Here is a 17693-nt window from a genome sequence, read left to right on the forward strand (position 1 = left end):
GCCAGGCGATATTCGTTTTCCTCATTCGAACACTAAAAAGGATAACTGCATGAAGCTGCGTATTTCATCCCTCGGCCCCGTGGCCCTGCTCGCCTCCTCGATGATGCTGGCCTTCGGCGCTCAGGCGGCTCCCGCCGACCAAGGCATCGTTATTTACAACGCCCAGCACGAAAATCTGGTGAAATCCTGGGTCGACGGTTTTACCAAAGACACCGGCATCAAAGTCACGCTGCGCAACGGCGGCGACAGCGAACTGGGCAATCAGCTGGTGCAGGAAGGCAGCGCCTCGCCTGCCGACGTGTTCCTGACGGAAAACTCCCCGGCGATGGTGTTGGTGGATAACGCCAAGCTGTTCGCCCCGCTCGACGCCGCCACGCTGGCCCAGGTAGAGCCGCAATATCGCCCAAGCCACGGCCGCTGGATCGGCATCGCCGCCCGCTCTACCGTATTCGTCTATAACCCGGCCAAGCTGACCGACGCGCAGTTGCCGAAGTCGCTGCTGGATCTGGCCAAGCCGGAATGGAAAGGCCGCTGGGCCGCTTCGCCATCGGGCGCCGATTTCCAGGCGATCGTCAGCGCGCTGCTGGCGCTGAAAGGCGAGAAAGCAACGCTGGACTGGCTGAAAGCGATGAAAACTAACTTTACCGCCTATAAAGGCAACAGCACGGTGATGAAAGCGGTCAATGCCGGCCAGATCGACAGCGGCGTGATCTATCATTACTACCCGTTCGTCGACGGCGCTAAAACCGGCGAGAACAGCAAAAACATCAAGCTGTACTACTTCAAACATCAGGATCCGGGCGCATTCGTCAGCATCTCCGGCGGCGGCGTGCTGGCTTCCAGCAAGCATCAGCAGCAGGCGCAGGCGTTCATCAAGTGGATCACCGGCAAACAGGGCCAGGAGATCCTGCGCACCAACAATGCCTTCGAATACGCCGTCGGCGTCGGTGCGGCCTCCAACCCGAAACTGGTGCCGCTGAAAGATCTGGACGCGCCGAAGGTAGACGCCGCGCAGTTGAACAGTAAGAAAGTTGTCGAACTGATGACCGAGGCCGGCCTGCTGTAAGGCCCGCCGGCAAACCGAGAGTTTTTGATCGTTATGTCAAACCTGAGTACCCACGCCGCGCAGACCGCGCGGCGTTATTCCACTATCCCTCGTCACCCGCGGCCGGGGCCGATCGTGGTGGCCTGCGCCGTGTTGCTGTCGTTGCTGGCGCTGCTGCCGCTGGGATTCGTTATCGGCGTGGCGTTTGAAACCGGCTGGCAAACGGTCAAAGCTCTGGTTTTCCGCCCGCGCGTGGCGGAGCTGCTGTTGAATACCCTGCTGTTGGTGGTGCTGACGCTGCCGATCTGCGCCGTGCTGGGGGTGGCCCTGGCCTGGTTGACCGAACGCACCACGCTGCCGGGCCGCCGTCTCTGGGCGGTATTGGCGACCGCGCCGCTGGCGGTGCCGGCCTTTGTGCAAAGCTATGCCTGGATCAGTCTGGTGCCGTCGATGCACGGCCTGGGCGCCGGCGTTTTCATCTCGGTGCTCGCCTATTTTCCGTTTATCTACCTGCCGGCCGCCGCGGTCTTGCGCCGTCTGGATCCCGGTATCGAAGACGTCGCCACCTCGCTCGGCTCCCGGCCGCCGGCGGTGTTTTTCCGCGTGGTGCTGCCGCAGCTGAAACTGGCGGTCTGGGGCGGCTCGCTGCTGATCGCGTTGCACTTGCTGGCGGAGTATGGCCTGTACGCCATGATCCGTTTCGATACCTTCACCACCGCGATCTTCGATCAGTTCCAGTCGACCTTCAACGGCCCGGCGGCCAACATGCTGGCCGGCGTGTTGGTGCTGTGCTGCCTGGGGCTGCTGTTGCTTGAGGCGATAAGCCGTGGCCGCGCACGCTATGCCCGCGTCGGTTCCGGCAGCGCCCGCAGCCAAACGCCACGCCGCCTTTCGCCGCCGCTCGCCGCGCTGGCGCTGCTGCTGCCGATCGCGCTGACTGCGCTGGCATTGGGCGTGCCTTTCATTACCCTGGCCAGCTGGCTGTGGCTGGGCGGCCTCGACGTATGGCGCAACGCCGATCTGTGGCCCGCGCTGTGGCAAACGCTGTCGCTGTCCGCCGCCGGCGCGCTGCTGATCACCCTGTGCGCCATTCCGATGGCCTGGCTGTCGGTACGCTATCCGGCCCGGCTGTATCGGGTGCTGGAAGGCTGCAACTACGTGACCAGCTCGCTGCCCGGCATCGTGGTGGCGCTGGCGCTGGTGACCATTACCATTCACAGCTTCCGGCCGATTTACCAGACCGAAATCACCCTGCTGCTGGCGTATCTGCTGATGTTTATGCCGCGGGCGCTGATCAATCTGCGCGCCGGTATCGCACAGGCGCCGGTGGAATTGGAAAACGTGGCGCGCAGCCTGGGCAAATCGCCGGCGCAGGCGCTGTGGAGCACCACGCTGCGGCTGGCGGCGCCGGGCGCCGCTGCGGGCGCGGCGCTGGTATTCCTGGCGATCGCCAATGAACTGACCGCCACGTTGCTGCTGGCGCCGAACGGCACCCGCACGCTGGCCACCGGCTTCTGGGCGCTGACCAGCGAGATAGACTACGTCGCCGCCGCGCCTTATGCGCTGATTATGGTGGCGCTGTCGCTGCCGCTCACCTGGCTTCTTTATTCTCAATCTAAACGCACGGCGGGACTATGAGCACGCTCGAACTGCACGGTATCGGAAAATCTTACAACGCCATCAGAGTGCTGGAACATATTGACCTGCAGGTTACCGCCGGCAGCCGCACGGCGATCGTCGGCCCTTCCGGCTCCGGCAAAACCACTCTGCTGCGCATCATCGCCGGCTTTGAAATCCCCGACGGCGGCCAGATCCTGCTGCAGGGGCAAGCCATGGGCAACGGCGGCGGCTGGGTGCCTGCGCATCTGCGCGGCATCGGCTTCGTCCCGCAGGATGGCGCGCTGTTCCCGCACTTTACCGTCGCTGGCAACATCGGTTTTGGCCTCAAAGGCAGCAAGCGCGAGAAACAGCGTCGCATCGAGGCGCTGATGGAAATGGTGGCGCTGGATCGTCGCCTGGCCGCCCTGTGGCCGCACGAGCTGTCCGGCGGACAGCAACAGCGGGTCGCATTGGCGCGCGCCTTGTCGCAGCAACCGCGGCTGATGTTGCTGGATGAGCCGTTCTCGGCGCTGGATACCGGCCTGCGCGCCGCCACCCGCAAAGCGGTGGCCGAACTGCTGACGGAGGCCAAAGTCGCGTCGATCCTGGTCACCCACGATCAGAGCGAGGCGCTGTCGTTCGCCGATCAGGTGGCGGTCATGCGCAACGGTCGGCTGGCGCAGGTGGGCGCGCCGCAGGATCTTTATCTGCGCCCGGTCGATGAACCGACCGCCAGTTTCCTTGGCGAAACGCTGGTGCTGACCGCCGAGCTGGCGCACGGCTGGGCCGACTGCGCATTGGGGCGCATCGCCGTCGACGATCGCCAACGCAGCGGCTCGGCGCGCATCATGCTGCGTCCGGAGCAGATTCAAATCGGTTTGTCCGATCCGGCGCAGCGTGGCCAGGCGGTGATCACCGGCATCGATTTCGCCGGCTTCGTCTCCACCCTCAATCTGCAAATGGCCGCCGACGGCGCGCAGCTCGAGATCAAAACCGTCAGCCGCGAAGGCCTGCGGCCCGGGGCGCAGGTCAGTCTCAACGTGATGGGGCAAGCGCATATTTTCACCGGCTGAGAGTGTGGGGAGCGACCCTTGACGTTCCCCTCGCCACCGCGCATTATCAATGGCATGAATCGCATCGCGCACGCCCTCACCACCACCACCGCAACCGCCACGCAATGGCGGGCTGCACGGGTGCGCAACAGCTAACGACGTATCCCCAAGCCCCGCCAGCCATGGCCGGGGTTTTTTATTTCTCCGTGCCCGCCGGCAATTTCATTACGGAGAAGACCTATGCCAACTATCCCCACACCGCGCAGCGCCCTGCTGGTTATCGACATGCAAGTCGGCCTGTTCGCCTCGCCGGACGATCCGCCGTTCGCCGCCGAAACCCTTCTGGCGAAGACCCATGCGTTGATACGCGCCGCACGCGTGGCGAATGCGCTCGTGGTGTTATTCGCCACACCGGCCCGGCAGGTTCACCTATCGCCGTAAACAGTCCGCTGTGGCAAGTTCACCCCGATCTCGACACCGACGTGGGAGCCGACTGGTTCATCGATAAAACCCATCCCAGCTGTTTTTACCGGACTGGCCTGGCGGAGCGGCTTAAGCAAGCCGGCATCGGTCGGTTGGTGATTTCGGGAATGAAAACGCAATACTGCGTAGACACCGCGTGTCGGCGCGGCGCGGAGTTGGGATTTGACCTGGTGTTGGCCGCCGATGCCCATAGCTGTTCGGACACGGCGACGCTCGGCGCCGACGCCATTATTCGTCACCATAACCAGACCCTGTCGGGGCCGTTCGTGACGCTGGCGCTGGCGGAAGAGGTGAAATTCTAAAACACGCGCGACTTGCCTGTCAGGCCGGGCCAACGCCCGGCCTCCTCAGCGGCAAACCTTGTCGCGGCGCGGCTTTTTCGGCGCCAGCAGATACTCCACCACGCTTTCGTCGACGCAGCTGTCGATGCCGTTCAGCGCCAACGTATGTCCGTCGCGTTCGCGGGTGATCAGCGGGCTTTTAAAGGCCGAGGCCATCACCTGGGCATTGCGGTACGGCGTAGTTGGATCGTAGCGCTGGGCGACGAACAGCAGCGGCGGCAGCGCGGCGGACGCCACCGGCATGTGCGGCCGATCTTTGCCGCGGTACGGCCACAGGTCGCACATTTCCAGCGGATACTCGTGCAGCGGCAGATAGTGGGCATATAAAGCGGCGGTATTGATCTCCTGCCGCTGCCTGCGCAACAGCTGCGGATCGGCCGTTGGGTTGGCGACGTCGGCGCAGGTGATGACGTTCAGGGCATCATCGGCATCCGGAGAATAGCTTTCGTCGATCAGATCGGAAACCTGTTGCCCGGCGATGCCGGCATCGAGCTGGCGCAGTACGGTGGCCAGTTCATGCCAGCGCTCCGGCCACAACAGCAGCGAACGCGTCACCGTCAGCACATCGTCGGCGGAGATCTCATAGCCCGCCGCAGTGACGAACGGCTGCTCATGCAGCTTGCGCAGCAAAGCGTGATAACGCTGAAGCGCCTGATTGGCGCCGCCGCCAAGCTGGCAGCTGTCGGTTTTTCCGCAATAGGCGGCGAAACGCAGGAAACTTTGCTGGAAGCCTCGCTCCTGATTCATGCGCTGGGTGAAATCGTCCTCGGCCAGATCCACCACCCCGTCCAGCACCAGCGCGCGCGTTTTCTTCGGAAAACGTTCGGCATACAGCGCCGCCACCTTGGTGCCGTAAGAGTACGCCACCGCCGTCAGCCCCGGTTCGCCCAGCGCATGGCGGATCGCGTTCAGATCGTTGACCGCCTCGTCGGTGCCGATGTGTTGCAGCACGTCCGCGCCGGTCTGTTTGATGCAGGCGGCGATCAGGGTGCGCGTCTGGTTCTCCGCGCCGGCCACATCGTTGTCGTCCGGTTCAGGGAGTTCGTCACCTTCGGCCACCTGGCAGGAAATTTTTGGCGTCGATTGACCGACGCCGCGCGGGTCGTAACCGATGATGTCGTAGGATTTACGCAGTTTGGCGACGTGGGCGTCGTTGCCGAGATAAGGATTGATCCCCGGCAGGCCCGGCCCGCCGCTGATCACCACGACGCTGCCCTTTTTCGTCCCGGTGGCGGGCAGCAGGGTCAGCGCCAGACGCACGGTCGGTTCCCCCGCCTGCGCCGAATGGGCGGGAGGCGTAGCGTAAACCAACGGCACGTCGAGGTAGCCGCAGCGCAGCCCCGCCGGCGGCGCTTCATCGAACCAACGCTGAAAGCCGCTGTTGAGACAAGATTGCCAACGAACGCCGTTCTCGGGCGCCGCGCCGTGAGCCGCAGGTTTGGCCTGGGCGGGCAACGCGGCGGCGGTCGCGGCGAGCAGCGCCAGAATACGCAGTACTGACATGGGGAGTCCTTTCAACTCAACGAATCGGTCAAAGGGTAACGATACTCGGTTAAACCGCTAGCCAATAGAACATAAAAAAACGCGCGGGTGAAGCCGACGCCGTGCGTATGGAAAGACTTTTCTTTGCTCGGATTGATCTTATAACGCACAGAATGCTGCAAAAAACGCCGTTCACCTGCTAGGCTTAGAGTTCGTTAACCCACAAGGAACAGGAGAGCAGCATGTTTGGTAAAGCGGAAGACAAAGCCAATGAAGCCGCAGGCGCGGTAGAAGAAGCGTTCGGTAAAGCCGTCGATTCGCCGGAGCATCAGGTGCGCGGCGCGGCGCGCAAGTACGCCTCCCAGGCCAGCTATGCCGCCCGTGACGCAGCGGACAGCGTAAGAACGCAGGTGGAAGCCAACCCGCTGGCCGGCGTAGCCGTAGCGGCGGCGGTCGGCATCGTTTTCGGCTTCCTGCTGGGACGCAAATAAGCGGCGAATGCGCCGTTCGACAATAGGCCCGTTACGGGCCTTTTTTTTCGCCCTTTTCTGCGCCGACGCCGTTGTGCGTGCAAACTTTCATCTATCACAACCATCGCTTAAAAAAACCAACGCCTTCAACTACGATTAGTTTGTGACCAGAGCAAGGCTCTGCGATCCGGCGGATAACCCTATGAGGATTATCATCATTATCCATGCTGTTTAAGCCGCTCTCTTTCACGCGGCTAAGAAAGGTTGATTATGGCTCGCACCCCCCCTATCGAACGTTACCGCAATATCGGCATCTCCGCGCATATCGATGCCGGCAAAACCACCACCACCGAGCGGATTCTGTTTTACACCGGGGTCAGCCACAAGCTGGGCGAAGTGCATGACGGCGCGGCGACCATGGACTGGATGGCGCAGGAACAAGAGCGCGGCATCACCATCACCTCGGCGGCCACCACCTGCTTCTGGAACGGCATGCAGCATAATTATCCGCAGCACCGCATCAATATCATCGATACCCCCGGGCACGTCGATTTCACCATTGAAGTGGAGCGCTCGATGCGCGTGCTGGACGGCGCCGTCATGGTCTATGACTCGGTGGGCGGCGTCCAGCCGCAGTCGGAAACCGTCTGGCGCCAGGCCAACAAGTACAAAGTGCCGCGGCTGGCGTTCGTCAACAAGATGGACCGCATCGGCGCGGACTTTTTCCGCGTGCGCAAAATGATGATCGAGCGCCTCAAAGCCAACCCGGTGCCGATCGTTATTCCTATCGGCGCCGAAGACCGCTTCAGCGGCGTGGTGGATCTGGTGCGGATGAAAGCCATTCTGTGGGACGAAGCCTCGCAGGGCATGAACTTCAGCTTCGAAGAGATCCCGGCCGACCTGCGCGAATCGGCGCAGGAGTGGCGTGAAAACATGATTGAAGCGGCCGCCGAAGCGTCGGAAGAACTGATGGAGAAATACCTCAATCAGGTGCCGCTGAGCGAAGAGGAGATCGTTCACGGGCTGCGGGTGCGCACCGTCGCCGGCGAAATCCAACCGATGCTGTGCGGATCGGCGTTCCGCAACAAAGGCGTGCAGCGCATGCTGGACGCGGTGATCGAGCTGATGCCCTCGCCGCTCGACGTGCCGCCGATGGAGGGCCACGGCGAACACGATGAAATCATCACTCGCAAAGCCGACGACAACGAAAAATTCTCGGCGCTGGCGTTTAAGCTGATGACCGACCCGTTCGTCGGCCAACTCACCTTCGTGCGCGTCTATTCCGGGGTGCTGGCCAAAGGCAGCAGCGTTTATAACCCAATCAAGGGCAAAAAGGAGCGTATCGGCCGCATCGTGCAGATGCACGCCAACGATCGTAAGGACATCGACGAACTGCACGCCGGCGACATTGCCGCCTGCGTCGGCCTGAAGGACGTCACCACCGGCGATACGCTGTGCGATCCCGGCGCCATCATTACGCTGGAGCGCATGACCTTCCCCGAACCGGTGATCGCCCAGGCGATCGAGCCGAAGACCAAGGGCGATCAGGAGAAAATGGGCATCGCGCTGCAGCGGCTCTCTTCGGAAGATCCGTCGTTCCGCGTGCGCACCGATGAAGAATCCGGCCAAACCATTATCTACGGCATGGGCGAGCTGCACCTGGAGATTATCGTCGATCGCATGCGCCGCGAGTTCGGGGTGGAGACCACCACCGGCAAACCGCAGGTGTCTTACCGCGAAACCATCCGCAAACGGGTGGCCGACGTGGAAGGCAAGTTCGTGCGCCAATCCGGCGGCAAAGGGCAATACGGCCACGTGGTGCTGACCGTCGAGCCGAACGAACCCGGCAAAGGCTTCGAGTTCTTCGATGAGATCAAGGGCGGCGTCATTCCCGGCGAGTTTATCCCGGCGGTGAAAAAAGGCGTGCTCGAGGCGCTGAATAACGGCGTGCTGGCCGGTTATCAGGTGGTGGACGTCAAGGTGCACCTGACCTTCGGTTCTTACCATGACGTCGACTCGTCGGAACAGGCGTTCCGCATGGCGGCGATCTTCGGCTTCAAGGACGCCTGCCGCCTGGCGGATCCGGTGATCCTCGAGCCGATCATGTCGGTGGAAGTGGAAACGCCGGAGGATTACGCCGGCAACGTGATGGGCGATCTCTCCTCACGCCGCGGTCTGGTGCAGGGCATGGAAGAGATCCCGGGCGGCGGCGGCAAGGAAATTCGCGCCAAGGTGCCGCTGTCCGAGATGTTCGGCTACTCGACCACCCTGCGTTCGATGTCGCAGGGCCGCGCCACCTACACCATGGAATTCAGCCACTACGCCGAAGCGCCGCGCAACGTGGCCGAAGAGATCATTCACCACAGCAAGCGTTAACCCTTACGCCCGCCGCCACGGCGGGCGTCACCTCGGCTTGTCCTCCAGCGCCACCACCACGGGCTGCGGTTTGATGCGCATGGCGTACACCACGCCGGCGATCAGACAGACGATGCCCGCCAGCGTCAGCAGCGGCGGCCAGGCCTGGCGCAACAGAAAGGTATACGCCAGCCCCGCCAGAATTTCGAACACGATGAGCGGCCCCACCAACACCGTCGGCAGCCGCTGGCTGGCTTCGTTCCAGCACAGCGCCCCCAGCCAGGAGCAGAACACGCCGATGATCAGCATCAGAGGGATAAACACCTCAGGGCGCGGGCCGAACGGCAAGGCGAACGCCGGCTCGCTCAACGCCAACTGACCGCAGACCGCCAGATAGCCCAGCAGCGCCAGCGGCAGCGTCACCAGCCCTTGGGCCGTGGCCCAGGTAGCCGGACGCTGCGTCGGATTCTCCCGCAGCCAGCGTGAATTGCGCAGCGGGAACCAGGTCCAGCACGCCACCGCCAACACGGCCAGCCCAAGACCGCTGAGATAGCGCCAGCCGTCGATCGGCACCGCATTGCCGCGCAGCTCGGCGACATTCACGCAAGCCAATCCACAGACGATCAACAGCAGTGCCGGCGCCAGTTTGCCCCAGGCCAGGCGCCCGTCGTGCCGGCCGTAAAACAGATTGGCGCAAATGGCGATCACTACCGGCAAGGTGCCGATGATCATGGTCGACACCGGCGCACCGGTGCGCTGAATGGCGCTGGCCAGGCACAGGTAGTACAGCAGATTGCCGATAGCCGTCAGCTTGAGCGCTTCCCACCAATCCTGGCGCTGCAGCTTACGCAGGCGGCGGCGATCGAACCACGCCAGCGGCAAGGCGATCAGCCCGAAGGCCAGATAGCGCCCGGTGGACTGCAGCGCGGCGGGATAGTCCGGCACCAGCAACGGACCGACGAAAATCAATCCCCACATCAGCCCGGCGGCCAGGGCAAACACAACGCCAATGAACATAACGACTCCGACAAACGGCCGGTGCGGCCAACCCGCCCGACAAGACAGCGGCAGAGTAACGAAAACGCGGGGAGGAATTATTGTAGCAGGTTGCTGTTTTAGCCCAATTTCACCTGTTTCTGGAAACGCACTGGAGTGACGCCGTAACGGTTGGCGAAGGCGCGCGTCAGGTGCGCCTGATCGGTCAGCCCCGCCGCCGCCGCCACCTGTGCGGCGGGCATGCCGCGCTCCAGCATGCGCTTGGCCTGCGACAGCCGGATCGCCATCAGCATCTGCTGCGGCGAGACGTGGTATTCGGCCTTGAACTTGCGCAGGAAATGGTACGGGCTAAGCGACACCAGCTCGGCCAGTTGGTTGAGCGTTATAGCCTCGGCGAAGTTATCGTGCAGGTAGCTTTTCACCACCTCGAAACGGTGCGCCGCCTCGGCTTTCTCCCGGCGCCCTGTGCGGATGTGCGGTTGCAGCAACGCCACCGCTTCCAACAGCAGGCCGTCTAGCGTAAGCGGATCGTCGGTTTGCCACAGCGCGGCGAGAATGGCGGACAGGCGCTGCGCCGCCCGCGGATCGTGGCGCACCGCATCGGTAAACCACTGGCTCCGATCGCCGGACAGCTGCTCCAGCGCCTCGGGCGCCAGATAGAGCATGCGATAACACCAGCCGCCCGGCGTTTCAGCTTCGCCGGTATGCAGCTCGTCAGGATTCATCAGCACCAGCGCGCCCGGCGCCGCCAGGTGCTGTGCCCCGCGATAGCGGAAGCGCTCCGCCCCGGTGTCCACGGTGCCGATAGCGAAGGCGTCATGGGTATGCGGCTCGAAGGCATAGCGTTCGATATGTGCCTGATAGAGTTCGACGCCGGGCAGATGCGACAAATGCCGGAACTGCGCGCTGTCCTTCTCGAACGGAAACTGTTGTGGAACCCCTTGCACCCGACCTCCTCATCCGTGCTGACAATCTGCTCAGCATAGCCAAAACATCGCCGGTTGAGTAGCCGCCCTGGTCCTTTCGTGCCCCTCGCCTGGACGATCGGCGCCATTCGGCGTAGGGTTAAGGTCCCTGTCCCTTTCAGACGGGCCGCATCGCGAAGCTCATCGGCCCCTGACACTCCGCAAACAAGAGGCAACAATGTATCCGGATACTCAACTGTATATCGATGGACAATGGCGCAGCGCGCTGGCCGGAAAAACCCTGCCGGTCTCCAACCCCGCTACCGACGAGATCATCGGTCAAGTGGCGCACGCCGCCGCAGAGGATCTCGATCTGGCGCTGGCCGCCACCGAACGCGGGTTTAACGTTTGGCGCAACACCGCCGCACACCAGCGCGCCAACCTGATGCGCAAAGCCGCTGCGCTGCTGCGCGAACGCGCCGACGCCATCGCCGCCATCATGACGCAGGAACAGGGTAAGCCGGTGGCGCAGGCCAAAATCGAAATTCTCAACGCCGCCGACGTGATCGAGTGGTTCGCCGGTGAAGCCATCCGCACCTACGGGCAGATTATTCCGTCCCGCGCTCGCGACGTGCAGCAGCAAACCCTGAAACTGCCGGTCGGCGCGGTGGCCGCCTTCACGCCATGGAACTTCCCGATCAACCAGATCGTGCGCAAGCTGTCCGCCGCGCTGGCGGCGGGTTGTTCAATCATCGTCAAAGGCCCGGAAGAAACGCCGGCCTCACCGGCTGAGCTGATCAAAGTCTTCGCCGACGCCGGCATTCCGGCCGGGGTGATCGCGCTGGTGTACGGCACCCCGGCGGAAATCTCGGAATACCTGATCCCGCATCCGACCATTCGCAAGATCTCCTTCACCGGCTCCACCCGCGTGGGCAAACATCTGGCTGCGCTGGCCGGCCAGCATATGAAAAAGGCCACCATGGAGCTGGGCGGCCACGCGCCGGTGCTGATCTTCGACGACGCCGATCTCGACGCGGCGGCCAAAGAGCTGGCGCAATCCAAGTTCCGCAACGCCGGCCAGGTCTGTATCGCCCCGACCCGCTTCCTGATCCAGCAAGGCGTTTATGAAGCCTTCGTGGAGAAATTCACCGCCGCGGTGCGTGAACTCAAGCTCGGCAACGGGCTGGAAGACGGCGTGACGATGGGGCCGATGGTGCTGGGCCGCAGCGTCGACAATATCGAGGCGCTGGTGCAGGACGCTATCGCCCACGGGGCGAAGGCCAGCACCGGCGGCAAACGCGTGGCGGGCAAAGGCAACTTCTTCGAGCCGACGGTGCTGCGTGACGTGCCGCTGAGCGCGCGCGCCATGTCGGAAGAGCCGTTTGGCCCGGTCGCCCTGCTACGCCCGTTCGCCACCTACGACGAGGCGATCGCCGAAGCCAATCGCCTGCCGTACGGGCTGGCCGCCTACGCTTACAGCCGCAACATCGCCACCGTCAATGCGCTGGGGCGCGACGTGGAGAGCGGCATGCTGAGCATCAACCACATCGGTTTCGGCCTGCCGGAAACGCCGTTTGGCGGCGTGAAGGACTCCGGCCACGGCACCGAAGGCGGCAGCGAAGCGATCGAATCCTACCTGGAAACGCGCTTTGTCACCGTCGCCGGCCGTTAATCGCACGTCGGATGAATAGCCAGAAGCCCCGCAATGCGGGTAATCCTGGTTAGTTAGCGTTTTTCTGAACGTATTTGTGCAGTTTTCGGTCGATAAAGGTGAGATGCGCCATGAAGCTCATACGCTTCGACCGAGCCAGGGGCCGAAGGCGCGGCCCCTGGCAACCCGCGCCTTTGCCCTATCAGACGGTTGGCTTTGCCAACTTCCCTCTCTCCGCCATACCGCATTGAGGCCGGTTGCGACAGGCGTCCCTGCCTGTCTCACCTGAAACCGCCGTCCATGGCGGTTTCTCCTAATGCGCTATGCCTGCGTTCGGCGTCTTCAAGGGCGCCCAACACCCTGCTTATCTCACTATTTTCATTGCCTTTCATAACGCAACATCAAACGAATGGGATAAGAATGGTTCATCGCGTCTTAGCGTGAACTTTTTACTCGCGAGCCAGCTCGAACAGGCGCCGCGCCGCCGGGGTCAGCCCCAACATGTGAATGCAGGCATGCACCATGCCCGGCAACCGTTCACAGCGTACCGCCACACCCGCCTCACGCAGCCGCTGCGCATACAGTTCGGCCTCATCGCGCAGCGGATCATATTCGCAGCTCAGGATAGTGGCCGGCGGCAATCCGCGCAGCGTGGCGGCGTGCAGCGGCTCGGCGTGCAGCGGCTCGGCGCTCGGATCGCGTCGCTGGGCCAGGTACTGCTGCCAACAAAACACCATCGCGTCGCGCGTCAAAAAATGCCCCTCGGCGAATTCGTAATAGCTCTTCGTCGCCATTTCGCGGCTGAGCGCCGGGTACAGCAGCAGTTGACGTTCAATGTGCGGGCCGCCGCGATCCCGCGCCAACAGCGCGACCGCCGCCGCCAGATTGCCTCCGGCGCTGTCACCACCCACCGCCAGACGGTCAGCGTCAATCCCTAACTGCGGCGCCTGTTGCGCCGCCCAACAGAGCGCCTGATAGACATCTTCCAGCGGCTGTGGAAAAGGAAACTCCGGCGCCAGTCGATAATCGACCGACAGGATCACCCGATCGGTGGCGTTAGCCAGCGCCTGACAGGGCTGGTCATACAGCGACAGCGAACCGAGGCACCAGCCGCCGCCGTGGGCGAACAGCATCGCCGGTTGTGCGGCAGCGCGCCTTTCCCCCGCCGGTAGATAGGCGCGCAGCGCAATCCGGTGCCCATCGGTGGCGACCAGCGTAAAATCCCTGACGCCGCCGCTCGGTTGCGGTGCGCCCTGCAGCAGACGCAAACCGCTTTCCGTGGCCGCCCGCATGTCCGCCAACGAAGCGGGTAGCGGCGCGTCGGCCGACGCCGCCAGAAAGGCGGCGATGCGTTCATCAAGCGGCATGTTGCTCTCCCGTCAGGAACGGCGTAATCAGTGCGATAAACGCCTCATGACACTCCTCGGTGATGAAATGGCCGCAGCCGGCGACCGTTTCGCCCCGCAGATCGTGCGCATTGCCCTGCAGCGTCGTCAGCGGCGCGTCGCCGGTGGCGTGCTCCGCTCCCACCGTCAACACCGGCATCGTCAACAGCGTGGCGGCGCGCAGCCGGTTCTGGCGAACGGTCTCCGGGATCGCCCGGTAATAGTCGAATCCGGCGCGCAGGCCGCCCGGCGCCGAATAGGCGGCGATATAGACCTCAGCCGCCACCCGATCGCGCCGATAAGACCAGCGGTTGAAGATATAGCCAAGATACTCCCGCTCGCGCCCCTGGGTCAGGGTCTCCGGCAAATCCGCCAATTGGTTGAACATGAAATGCCATAGGAAGATATTCTCCTCCGGCGCGACGAAAATCGGCGGCGGCGGCGCCAGACCGGGGATCACCGCCTCCGTCAGCACCAGACGCTCCACCGCCTGCGGGAAATCGCTCGCCATGGCGTAACCGATCCACATGCCGATGTCGTGGCCGACCAGTTGGTAACGTTGATGGCCCAGCTGCGCCATCATCGCGTGCAACGCCGCACCGATGCTGCCGGTGTCGTAGCCGCCAGCGGGCTTGTCAGAGTCGCCGATGCCCGGCGGATCGACGGCGATCGCCTGAAAACCGGCCGCCGCCAAGGCGCGCATCACATAACGCCAGGTGTACCAGGTTTGCGGCCAGCCGGGGATCAGCAGCACCGGCCGCCCTTCGCCGGCCACCACGCAGTGAAGGCGCCGGCCGTTGACCTGGGTATAGACGTGTTCCGCCGCGAGATCCTGCAACAGGATCTCGTTTTGACTGTGTTTCATGGGGTTAACTCCCTGTGGGGTCAGGCTCAGCGAATGCCGAGCAATGCATTGATCTGCTGAGGATTGACCGGCGCACCGGCGAAGTCATCAAACACTTTGTCGGTGACACGGATAATGCGCTCGCGAATGAAGGCCGCGCCTTCGCGAGCGCCGTCCTGTGGATTTTTCAGGCAGCACTCCCACTCCAGCGTCGCCCAGCCCGGATAGCCATACTGCGTCAAACGGGAGAAAATGCCGTTGAAATCGACCTGGCCGTCGCCCAGCGAGCGGAAACGGCCGGCGCGATCGATCCAGGACTGATAACCGCCGTATATGCCCTGACGACCGGTCGGATTGAACTCGGCGTCCTTAACGTGGAACATGCCGATAACGTCCTTATAGATATCGATAAACTCCAGATAGTTAAGCTGCTGCAGCACCATGTGGCTCGGATCGAACAACACCCGGCAACGCGGATGGTTGCCGACGCGCTGCAGAAACATCTCAAACGTCACGCCGTCGTGAAGATCCTCACTCGGGTGAATTTCATAACACAGATTGATGCCCTGCTCCTCGCAGGCGTCGAGCACCGGCAGCCAGCGTTTGGCGAGTTCGTTGAACGCGGTGTCAATCAATCCTTCAGGGCGCTGCGGGAACGGGAACAGATAGGGCCAGGCCAGCGAACCGGAAAAGGTGCCCAGTTCGCTGAGCCCCAGCCGCGCCGACGCCTTCACCGCCAACAGCATTTGCTGCCGCGCCCACTCGCCGCGGGCCTTGGGATCGCCCTGCAGCGCCGGCGGCGCAAAGCTGTCGCACAGCGCATCGTAAGCCGGGTGCACTGCCATCAGCTGGCCGAAGATATGGCTGGTCAGTTCGCTGACCACCAACCCCTGCTCCGCCAACATGCCGGTCAAATCGTCGCAGTAGGTTTGGCTTTCCGCAGCGGTGGCCACGTCGAATAAACGCCGATCCCAGGCCGGGATCTGCAAGGCGGTAAAACCGGTCCGCGCCGCCCACTCGGCAATGGCGGGCAAGCTGTTGAAAGGCGCCGCGTCATCGCTGAATTGCGCGAGATGCAGGCTTGGACCTTTGAGGGTTTTCATCGTAAACTCCTATTGGTTGTCGATTGACAAACAATGGAAGCAAAGCGCGGCGACCGCAAGCGAAATTTATAAAGGCATTGGTATTCCCGTCGATTTAAGCGATCCTATGTCGCTGAATGGCAGGTAAATTGGAGCAGCGAATGGCAGGCAGACCGCGCGAGTTCGATCGCGAACAGGCGCTATTGAAGGCGCGAAACTTATTCTGGCGGCAAGGTTACGAAGGCACTTCGATGTCGGATCTGGTGGCGGAGTTGGGCATCGCTTCCGCACGCATCTACAAAGCGTTCGGCTCCAAAGAGCAGCTGTTCCGCGAGGCGATTGCCTGTTATGAAGCCGCCGAAGGGGGCTTCGCCGATCGCGCCTTCGCGACGGAAAACGGCATTCGCCCGGCGCTCAAACGCCTGCTGGAAGACGCCGTGCGGCTCTATAGCCGGCCCGATCTGCCGCAAGGCTGCATGGTGGTCTCCGCCGCCGCCAGCGTCAGCGCGGAAAACGACGGGCTCAAAGCCTGGCTGGCAGAGCATCGGCTGCAGCGCACGCAGCAGATCGTCGAACGGCTGCGGCAGGCGGTGCAAACCGGCGAATTGCCGGCCGACACCGATGCCGACAGCCTGGGTGACTATTTCGCCGTCTTCCTGCACGGCCTGTCGATTCAGGCGCGTGACGGCGTCACCGAGGCGCGGTTATTGGCGGCGGTAAACGTGGCGCTGACGGCGTTGGGCGACGCTTAATCCTCCGGCAAATCGACAATCACCAGCGTGCCTTCGCTGCCCGGCAACACGCGGTGCGGCACGCCGGCCGCGGCCTGATACAGCTGACCGGCCCGCACCACCACGTCTTCCCCCGCCACCTGCAGCCGCAGGTGGCCGCTGATCACCAGCAACCCTTCGCTGTAATCATGCACTTCATCCGCAATGCTGCGCGCATCCATGCGCAGCACTTTGATATTGGCCGCACCGACGCGGCCCAGCACGGCAGAGCGCCAGGCCTCAGGCAGTTCGGCCGCCTGCTGGTTTAAATCGAACAGCATCGGAATCCCCCAGGTGCATGAAAAAACGCACTCTAGCCTGATTCTGCGCCGCAGGGAAAGACGCTTTGGTTGCAGGTTATGACCGTTGGTTCTGAGGCGAGACGCGCCGGATGAACGCTTAAGGCAGCAGCGCCGCGGCCTCCCGATCGGCGATAATCAACAGGTCCGGATGCAGCATCAAAATGCTGGCGGGCACCCCGCTCTCCACCGGCCCGCTGACAATGCGCCGCAAAATGTCCGCTTTGTGCGAACCGTTGACGAGCAGCACCAGCTTTTTGGCGGCCATCACGCTTGCAGGCCCCAGGGTGACGTAATGATCGGGCAACCATTCAGTGCGGCCGCCCACCTCTTTGAGCAAAATGTCCGCCATATCCGGCCTGGCGGAAACCGGCACCCGACAGGTGCGGTCTTCGAAGGCGGTGGTGCCCGGCAGATTGCCGCAGAAATGCCCGTCCGCTCCGACGCCCATCACGATTGCATCCAGCCCGCCATCTTCGGCGATACGCCGATCGTGCTGCAGGTAGTTGTCCGAATTCAAGACGTGCAGTTGCCGCTCGGGGATCGCCGCCGGGCCAAAGAACATACGGTGCAGATTCTCCATGGTGACGCCATAGCCCGATCGGCCAGCGTAAGGAATTTCATCGAAATTATAGTAATGCGCGTTGGCGAATTCCGCGTGGCCCTTGACGCGCGGAGCCAACAACTCATACATCCGTTTAGGCGTCGAGCCGGCGGTGATAGCCAGATTGACGCGCTGCGGGCGCAGCATGTAACTCAACAACAGGCTGGCGGCCAGCTCACTCATTTCCTGGTAATCATTAGCGACGACAAGTTTCATTCCCTTCTCCTTTTTGCAAAAAAAAACCTAACCGCCCATCCGGCCATGTTCGATGCCGGAAGAGAAGTTAGGTTTTGCCTGATCGCGTCAGTAACAATCCGTTTCTTGTCAGGT

General features: G+C 62.8%; 17 protein-coding genes. 9 read left to right on the forward strand and 8 right to left on the reverse strand.

Annotated elements, in window-relative coordinates; translation table 11 throughout:
- The first annotated feature begins 49 nt into the window (after nt 1–49).
- The 5 genes from ACMGG9_RS11750 (at nt 50) to ACMGG9_RS11770 (ending at nt 4481) form a co-directional block, all read left to right on the forward strand.
- Entirely contained in the window at nt 50–1066 is a 1017-nt protein-coding gene (locus tag ACMGG9_RS11750) for an iron ABC transporter substrate-binding protein (RefSeq protein ID WP_033650336.1), read from the forward strand.
- Nucleotides 1067–1099: 33 nt separating this feature from the next.
- Nucleotides 1100–2683 (forward strand): ABC transporter permease, encoded by a 1584-nt coding sequence (locus tag ACMGG9_RS11755; RefSeq protein ID WP_414162222.1) that lies wholly within the window; start codon nt 1100–1102, stop codon nt 2681–2683.
- Nucleotides 2680–3717 carry an ABC transporter ATP-binding protein gene (locus ACMGG9_RS11760; RefSeq protein WP_414162223.1) on the forward strand — a complete coding sequence of 346 codons (1038 nt, stop codon included), beginning with the start codon at nt 2680–2682 and terminating at the stop codon, nt 3715–3717. The genes ACMGG9_RS11755 and ACMGG9_RS11760 overlap by 4 nt, the downstream gene beginning before the upstream one ends.
- A gap of 219 nt (nt 3718–3936) precedes the next feature.
- Entirely contained in the window at nt 3937–4137 is a 201-nt protein-coding gene (locus ACMGG9_RS11765; RefSeq protein WP_414162224.1) for a hypothetical protein, read from the forward strand.
- A 41-nt stretch (nt 4138–4178) separates the two neighbouring features.
- A complete protein-coding gene (locus ACMGG9_RS11770; protein ID WP_414162225.1) occupies nt 4179–4481 on the forward strand; it encodes an isochorismatase family protein in 303 nt (100 codons plus the stop codon).
- Nucleotides 4482–4526: 45 nt separating this feature from the next.
- On the opposite strand, the gene ACMGG9_RS11775 is transcribed toward ACMGG9_RS11770, so the two are convergent.
- The gene (locus ACMGG9_RS11775; protein WP_197666460.1) at nt 4527–6023 is read right to left on the reverse strand and encodes an alpha/beta hydrolase; all 1497 of its coding nucleotides are present in this window, start codon (nt 6021–6023) and stop codon (nt 4527–4529) included.
- Nucleotides 6024–6244: 221 nt separating this feature from the next.
- Here ACMGG9_RS11775 and ACMGG9_RS11780 point away from each other — a divergent pair, with 221 nt between their 5' ends.
- Together ACMGG9_RS11780 and fusA are read left to right on the forward strand one after the other, a co-directional pair.
- Complete coding sequence (locus ACMGG9_RS11780; protein ID WP_004938127.1) at nt 6245–6493, forward strand: glycine zipper domain-containing protein; 249 nt, start codon at nt 6245–6247, stop codon at nt 6491–6493.
- 249 nt (nt 6494–6742) lie between these two features.
- Nucleotides 6743–8848 (forward strand): elongation factor G, encoded by a 2106-nt coding sequence (gene fusA, locus ACMGG9_RS11785; RefSeq protein WP_414162226.1) that lies wholly within the window; start codon nt 6743–6745, stop codon nt 8846–8848.
- 27 nt (nt 8849–8875) lie between these two features.
- On the opposite strand, the gene ACMGG9_RS11790 is transcribed toward fusA, so the two are convergent.
- Nucleotides 8876–9844, reverse strand: coding sequence for a DMT family transporter (locus tag ACMGG9_RS11790; protein ID WP_096242278.1), 969 nt, complete (start codon nt 9842–9844; stop codon nt 8876–8878).
- A 98-nt stretch (nt 9845–9942) separates the two neighbouring features.
- Nucleotides 9943–10770, reverse strand: coding sequence for an AraC family transcriptional regulator (locus tag ACMGG9_RS11795; protein WP_163965373.1), 828 nt, complete (start codon nt 10768–10770; stop codon nt 9943–9945).
- Between the two features lie 196 nt (nt 10771–10966).
- Between ACMGG9_RS11795 and ACMGG9_RS11800 the strand changes: the two genes are divergently transcribed.
- Nucleotides 10967–12400: an NAD-dependent succinate-semialdehyde dehydrogenase gene (locus ACMGG9_RS11800; protein WP_414162227.1), complete on the forward strand. Its 1434-nt coding sequence runs from the start codon at nt 10967–10969 to the stop codon at nt 12398–12400.
- A gap of 428 nt (nt 12401–12828) precedes the next feature.
- Here ACMGG9_RS11800 and ACMGG9_RS11805 read toward each other — a convergent pair whose 3' ends face one another.
- Genes ACMGG9_RS11805 through ACMGG9_RS11815 form a run of 3 tightly spaced genes read right to left on the reverse strand, consistent with a single transcriptional unit; the run spans nt 12829 to nt 15711 of the window.
- Complete coding sequence (locus tag ACMGG9_RS11805) at nt 12829–13746, reverse strand: alpha/beta hydrolase (RefSeq protein WP_414162228.1); 918 nt, start codon at nt 13744–13746, stop codon at nt 12829–12831.
- Entirely contained in the window at nt 13736–14629 is an 894-nt protein-coding gene (locus tag ACMGG9_RS11810) for an alpha/beta fold hydrolase (RefSeq protein WP_262825637.1), read from the reverse strand. The genes ACMGG9_RS11805 and ACMGG9_RS11810 overlap by 11 nt, the downstream gene beginning before the upstream one ends.
- A 26-nt stretch (nt 14630–14655) precedes the next feature.
- Nucleotides 14656–15711: a sugar phosphate isomerase/epimerase family protein gene (locus ACMGG9_RS11815; protein WP_042784599.1), complete on the reverse strand. Its 1056-nt coding sequence runs from the start codon at nt 15709–15711 to the stop codon at nt 14656–14658.
- A 140-nt stretch (nt 15712–15851) separates the two neighbouring features.
- On the opposite strand from ACMGG9_RS11815, the gene ACMGG9_RS11820 reads away from it, so the two are divergent.
- A complete protein-coding gene (locus ACMGG9_RS11820; RefSeq protein WP_042784600.1) occupies nt 15852–16442 on the forward strand; it encodes a TetR/AcrR family transcriptional regulator in 591 nt (196 codons plus the stop codon).
- On the opposite strand, the gene ACMGG9_RS11825 is transcribed toward ACMGG9_RS11820, so the two are convergent.
- Together ACMGG9_RS11825 and ACMGG9_RS11830 are read right to left on the reverse strand one after the other, a co-directional pair.
- Nucleotides 16439–16741 carry a cupin domain-containing protein gene (locus ACMGG9_RS11825; RefSeq protein ID WP_042784602.1) on the reverse strand — a complete coding sequence of 101 codons (303 nt, stop codon included), beginning with the start codon at nt 16739–16741 and terminating at the stop codon, nt 16439–16441. The genes ACMGG9_RS11820 and ACMGG9_RS11825 overlap by 4 nt on opposite strands.
- 118 nt (nt 16742–16859) lie before the next feature.
- A complete protein-coding gene (locus tag ACMGG9_RS11830) occupies nt 16860–17579 on the reverse strand; it encodes a glucosamine-6-phosphate deaminase (protein WP_021503752.1) in 720 nt (239 codons plus the stop codon).
- Nucleotides 17580–17693: the final 114 nt, after the last annotated feature.

The sequence above is a fragment of the Serratia sp. BNK-10 genome, assembly GCF_047456065.1.
GTDB classification, from domain to species: domain Bacteria; phylum Pseudomonadota; class Gammaproteobacteria; order Enterobacterales; family Enterobacteriaceae; genus Serratia; species Serratia ureilytica.

What these genes read in the sequence shown, in the direction of transcription:
- ACMGG9_RS11750 (WP_033650336.1), top strand. Translation starts at nt 50, where the DNA reads ATGAAGCTGCGTATTTCATCCCTCGGCCCCGTGGCCCTGCTCGCCTCC.
- ACMGG9_RS11755 (WP_414162222.1), top strand. Translation starts at nt 1,100, where the DNA reads ATGTCAAACCTGAGTACCCACGCCGCGCAGACCGCGCGGCGTTATTCC.
- ACMGG9_RS11760 (WP_414162223.1), top strand. Translation starts at nt 2,680, where the DNA reads ATGAGCACGCTCGAACTGCACGGTATCGGAAAATCTTACAACGCCATC.
- ACMGG9_RS11765 (WP_414162224.1), top strand. Translation starts at nt 3,937, where the DNA reads ATGCCAACTATCCCCACACCGCGCAGCGCCCTGCTGGTTATCGACATG.
- ACMGG9_RS11775 (WP_197666460.1), bottom strand. Translation starts at nt 6,023, where the DNA reads ATGTCAGTACTGCGTATTCTGGCGCTGCTCGCCGCGACCGCCGCCGCG.
- ACMGG9_RS11780 (WP_004938127.1), top strand. Translation starts at nt 6,245, where the DNA reads ATGTTTGGTAAAGCGGAAGACAAAGCCAATGAAGCCGCAGGCGCGGTA.
- fusA (WP_414162226.1), top strand. Translation starts at nt 6,743, where the DNA reads ATGGCTCGCACCCCCCCTATCGAACGTTACCGCAATATCGGCATCTCC.
- ACMGG9_RS11790 (WP_096242278.1), bottom strand. Translation starts at nt 9,844, where the DNA reads ATGTTCATTGGCGTTGTGTTTGCCCTGGCCGCCGGGCTGATGTGGGGA.
- ACMGG9_RS11800 (WP_414162227.1), top strand. Translation starts at nt 10,967, where the DNA reads ATGTATCCGGATACTCAACTGTATATCGATGGACAATGGCGCAGCGCG.
- ACMGG9_RS11805 (WP_414162228.1), bottom strand. Translation starts at nt 13,746, where the DNA reads ATGCCGCTTGATGAACGCATCGCCGCCTTTCTGGCGGCGTCGGCCGAC.
- ACMGG9_RS11810 (WP_262825637.1), bottom strand. Translation starts at nt 14,629, where the DNA reads ATGAAACACAGTCAAAACGAGATCCTGTTGCAGGATCTCGCGGCGGAA.
- ACMGG9_RS11815 (WP_042784599.1), bottom strand. Translation starts at nt 15,711, where the DNA reads ATGAAAACCCTCAAAGGTCCAAGCCTGCATCTCGCGCAATTCAGCGAT.
- ACMGG9_RS11820 (WP_042784600.1), top strand. Translation starts at nt 15,852, where the DNA reads ATGGCAGGCAGACCGCGCGAGTTCGATCGCGAACAGGCGCTATTGAAG.
- ACMGG9_RS11825 (WP_042784602.1), bottom strand. Translation starts at nt 16,741, where the DNA reads ATGCTGTTCGATTTAAACCAGCAGGCGGCCGAACTGCCTGAGGCCTGG.
- ACMGG9_RS11830 (WP_021503752.1), bottom strand. Translation starts at nt 17,579, where the DNA reads ATGAAACTTGTCGTCGCTAATGATTACCAGGAAATGAGTGAGCTGGCC.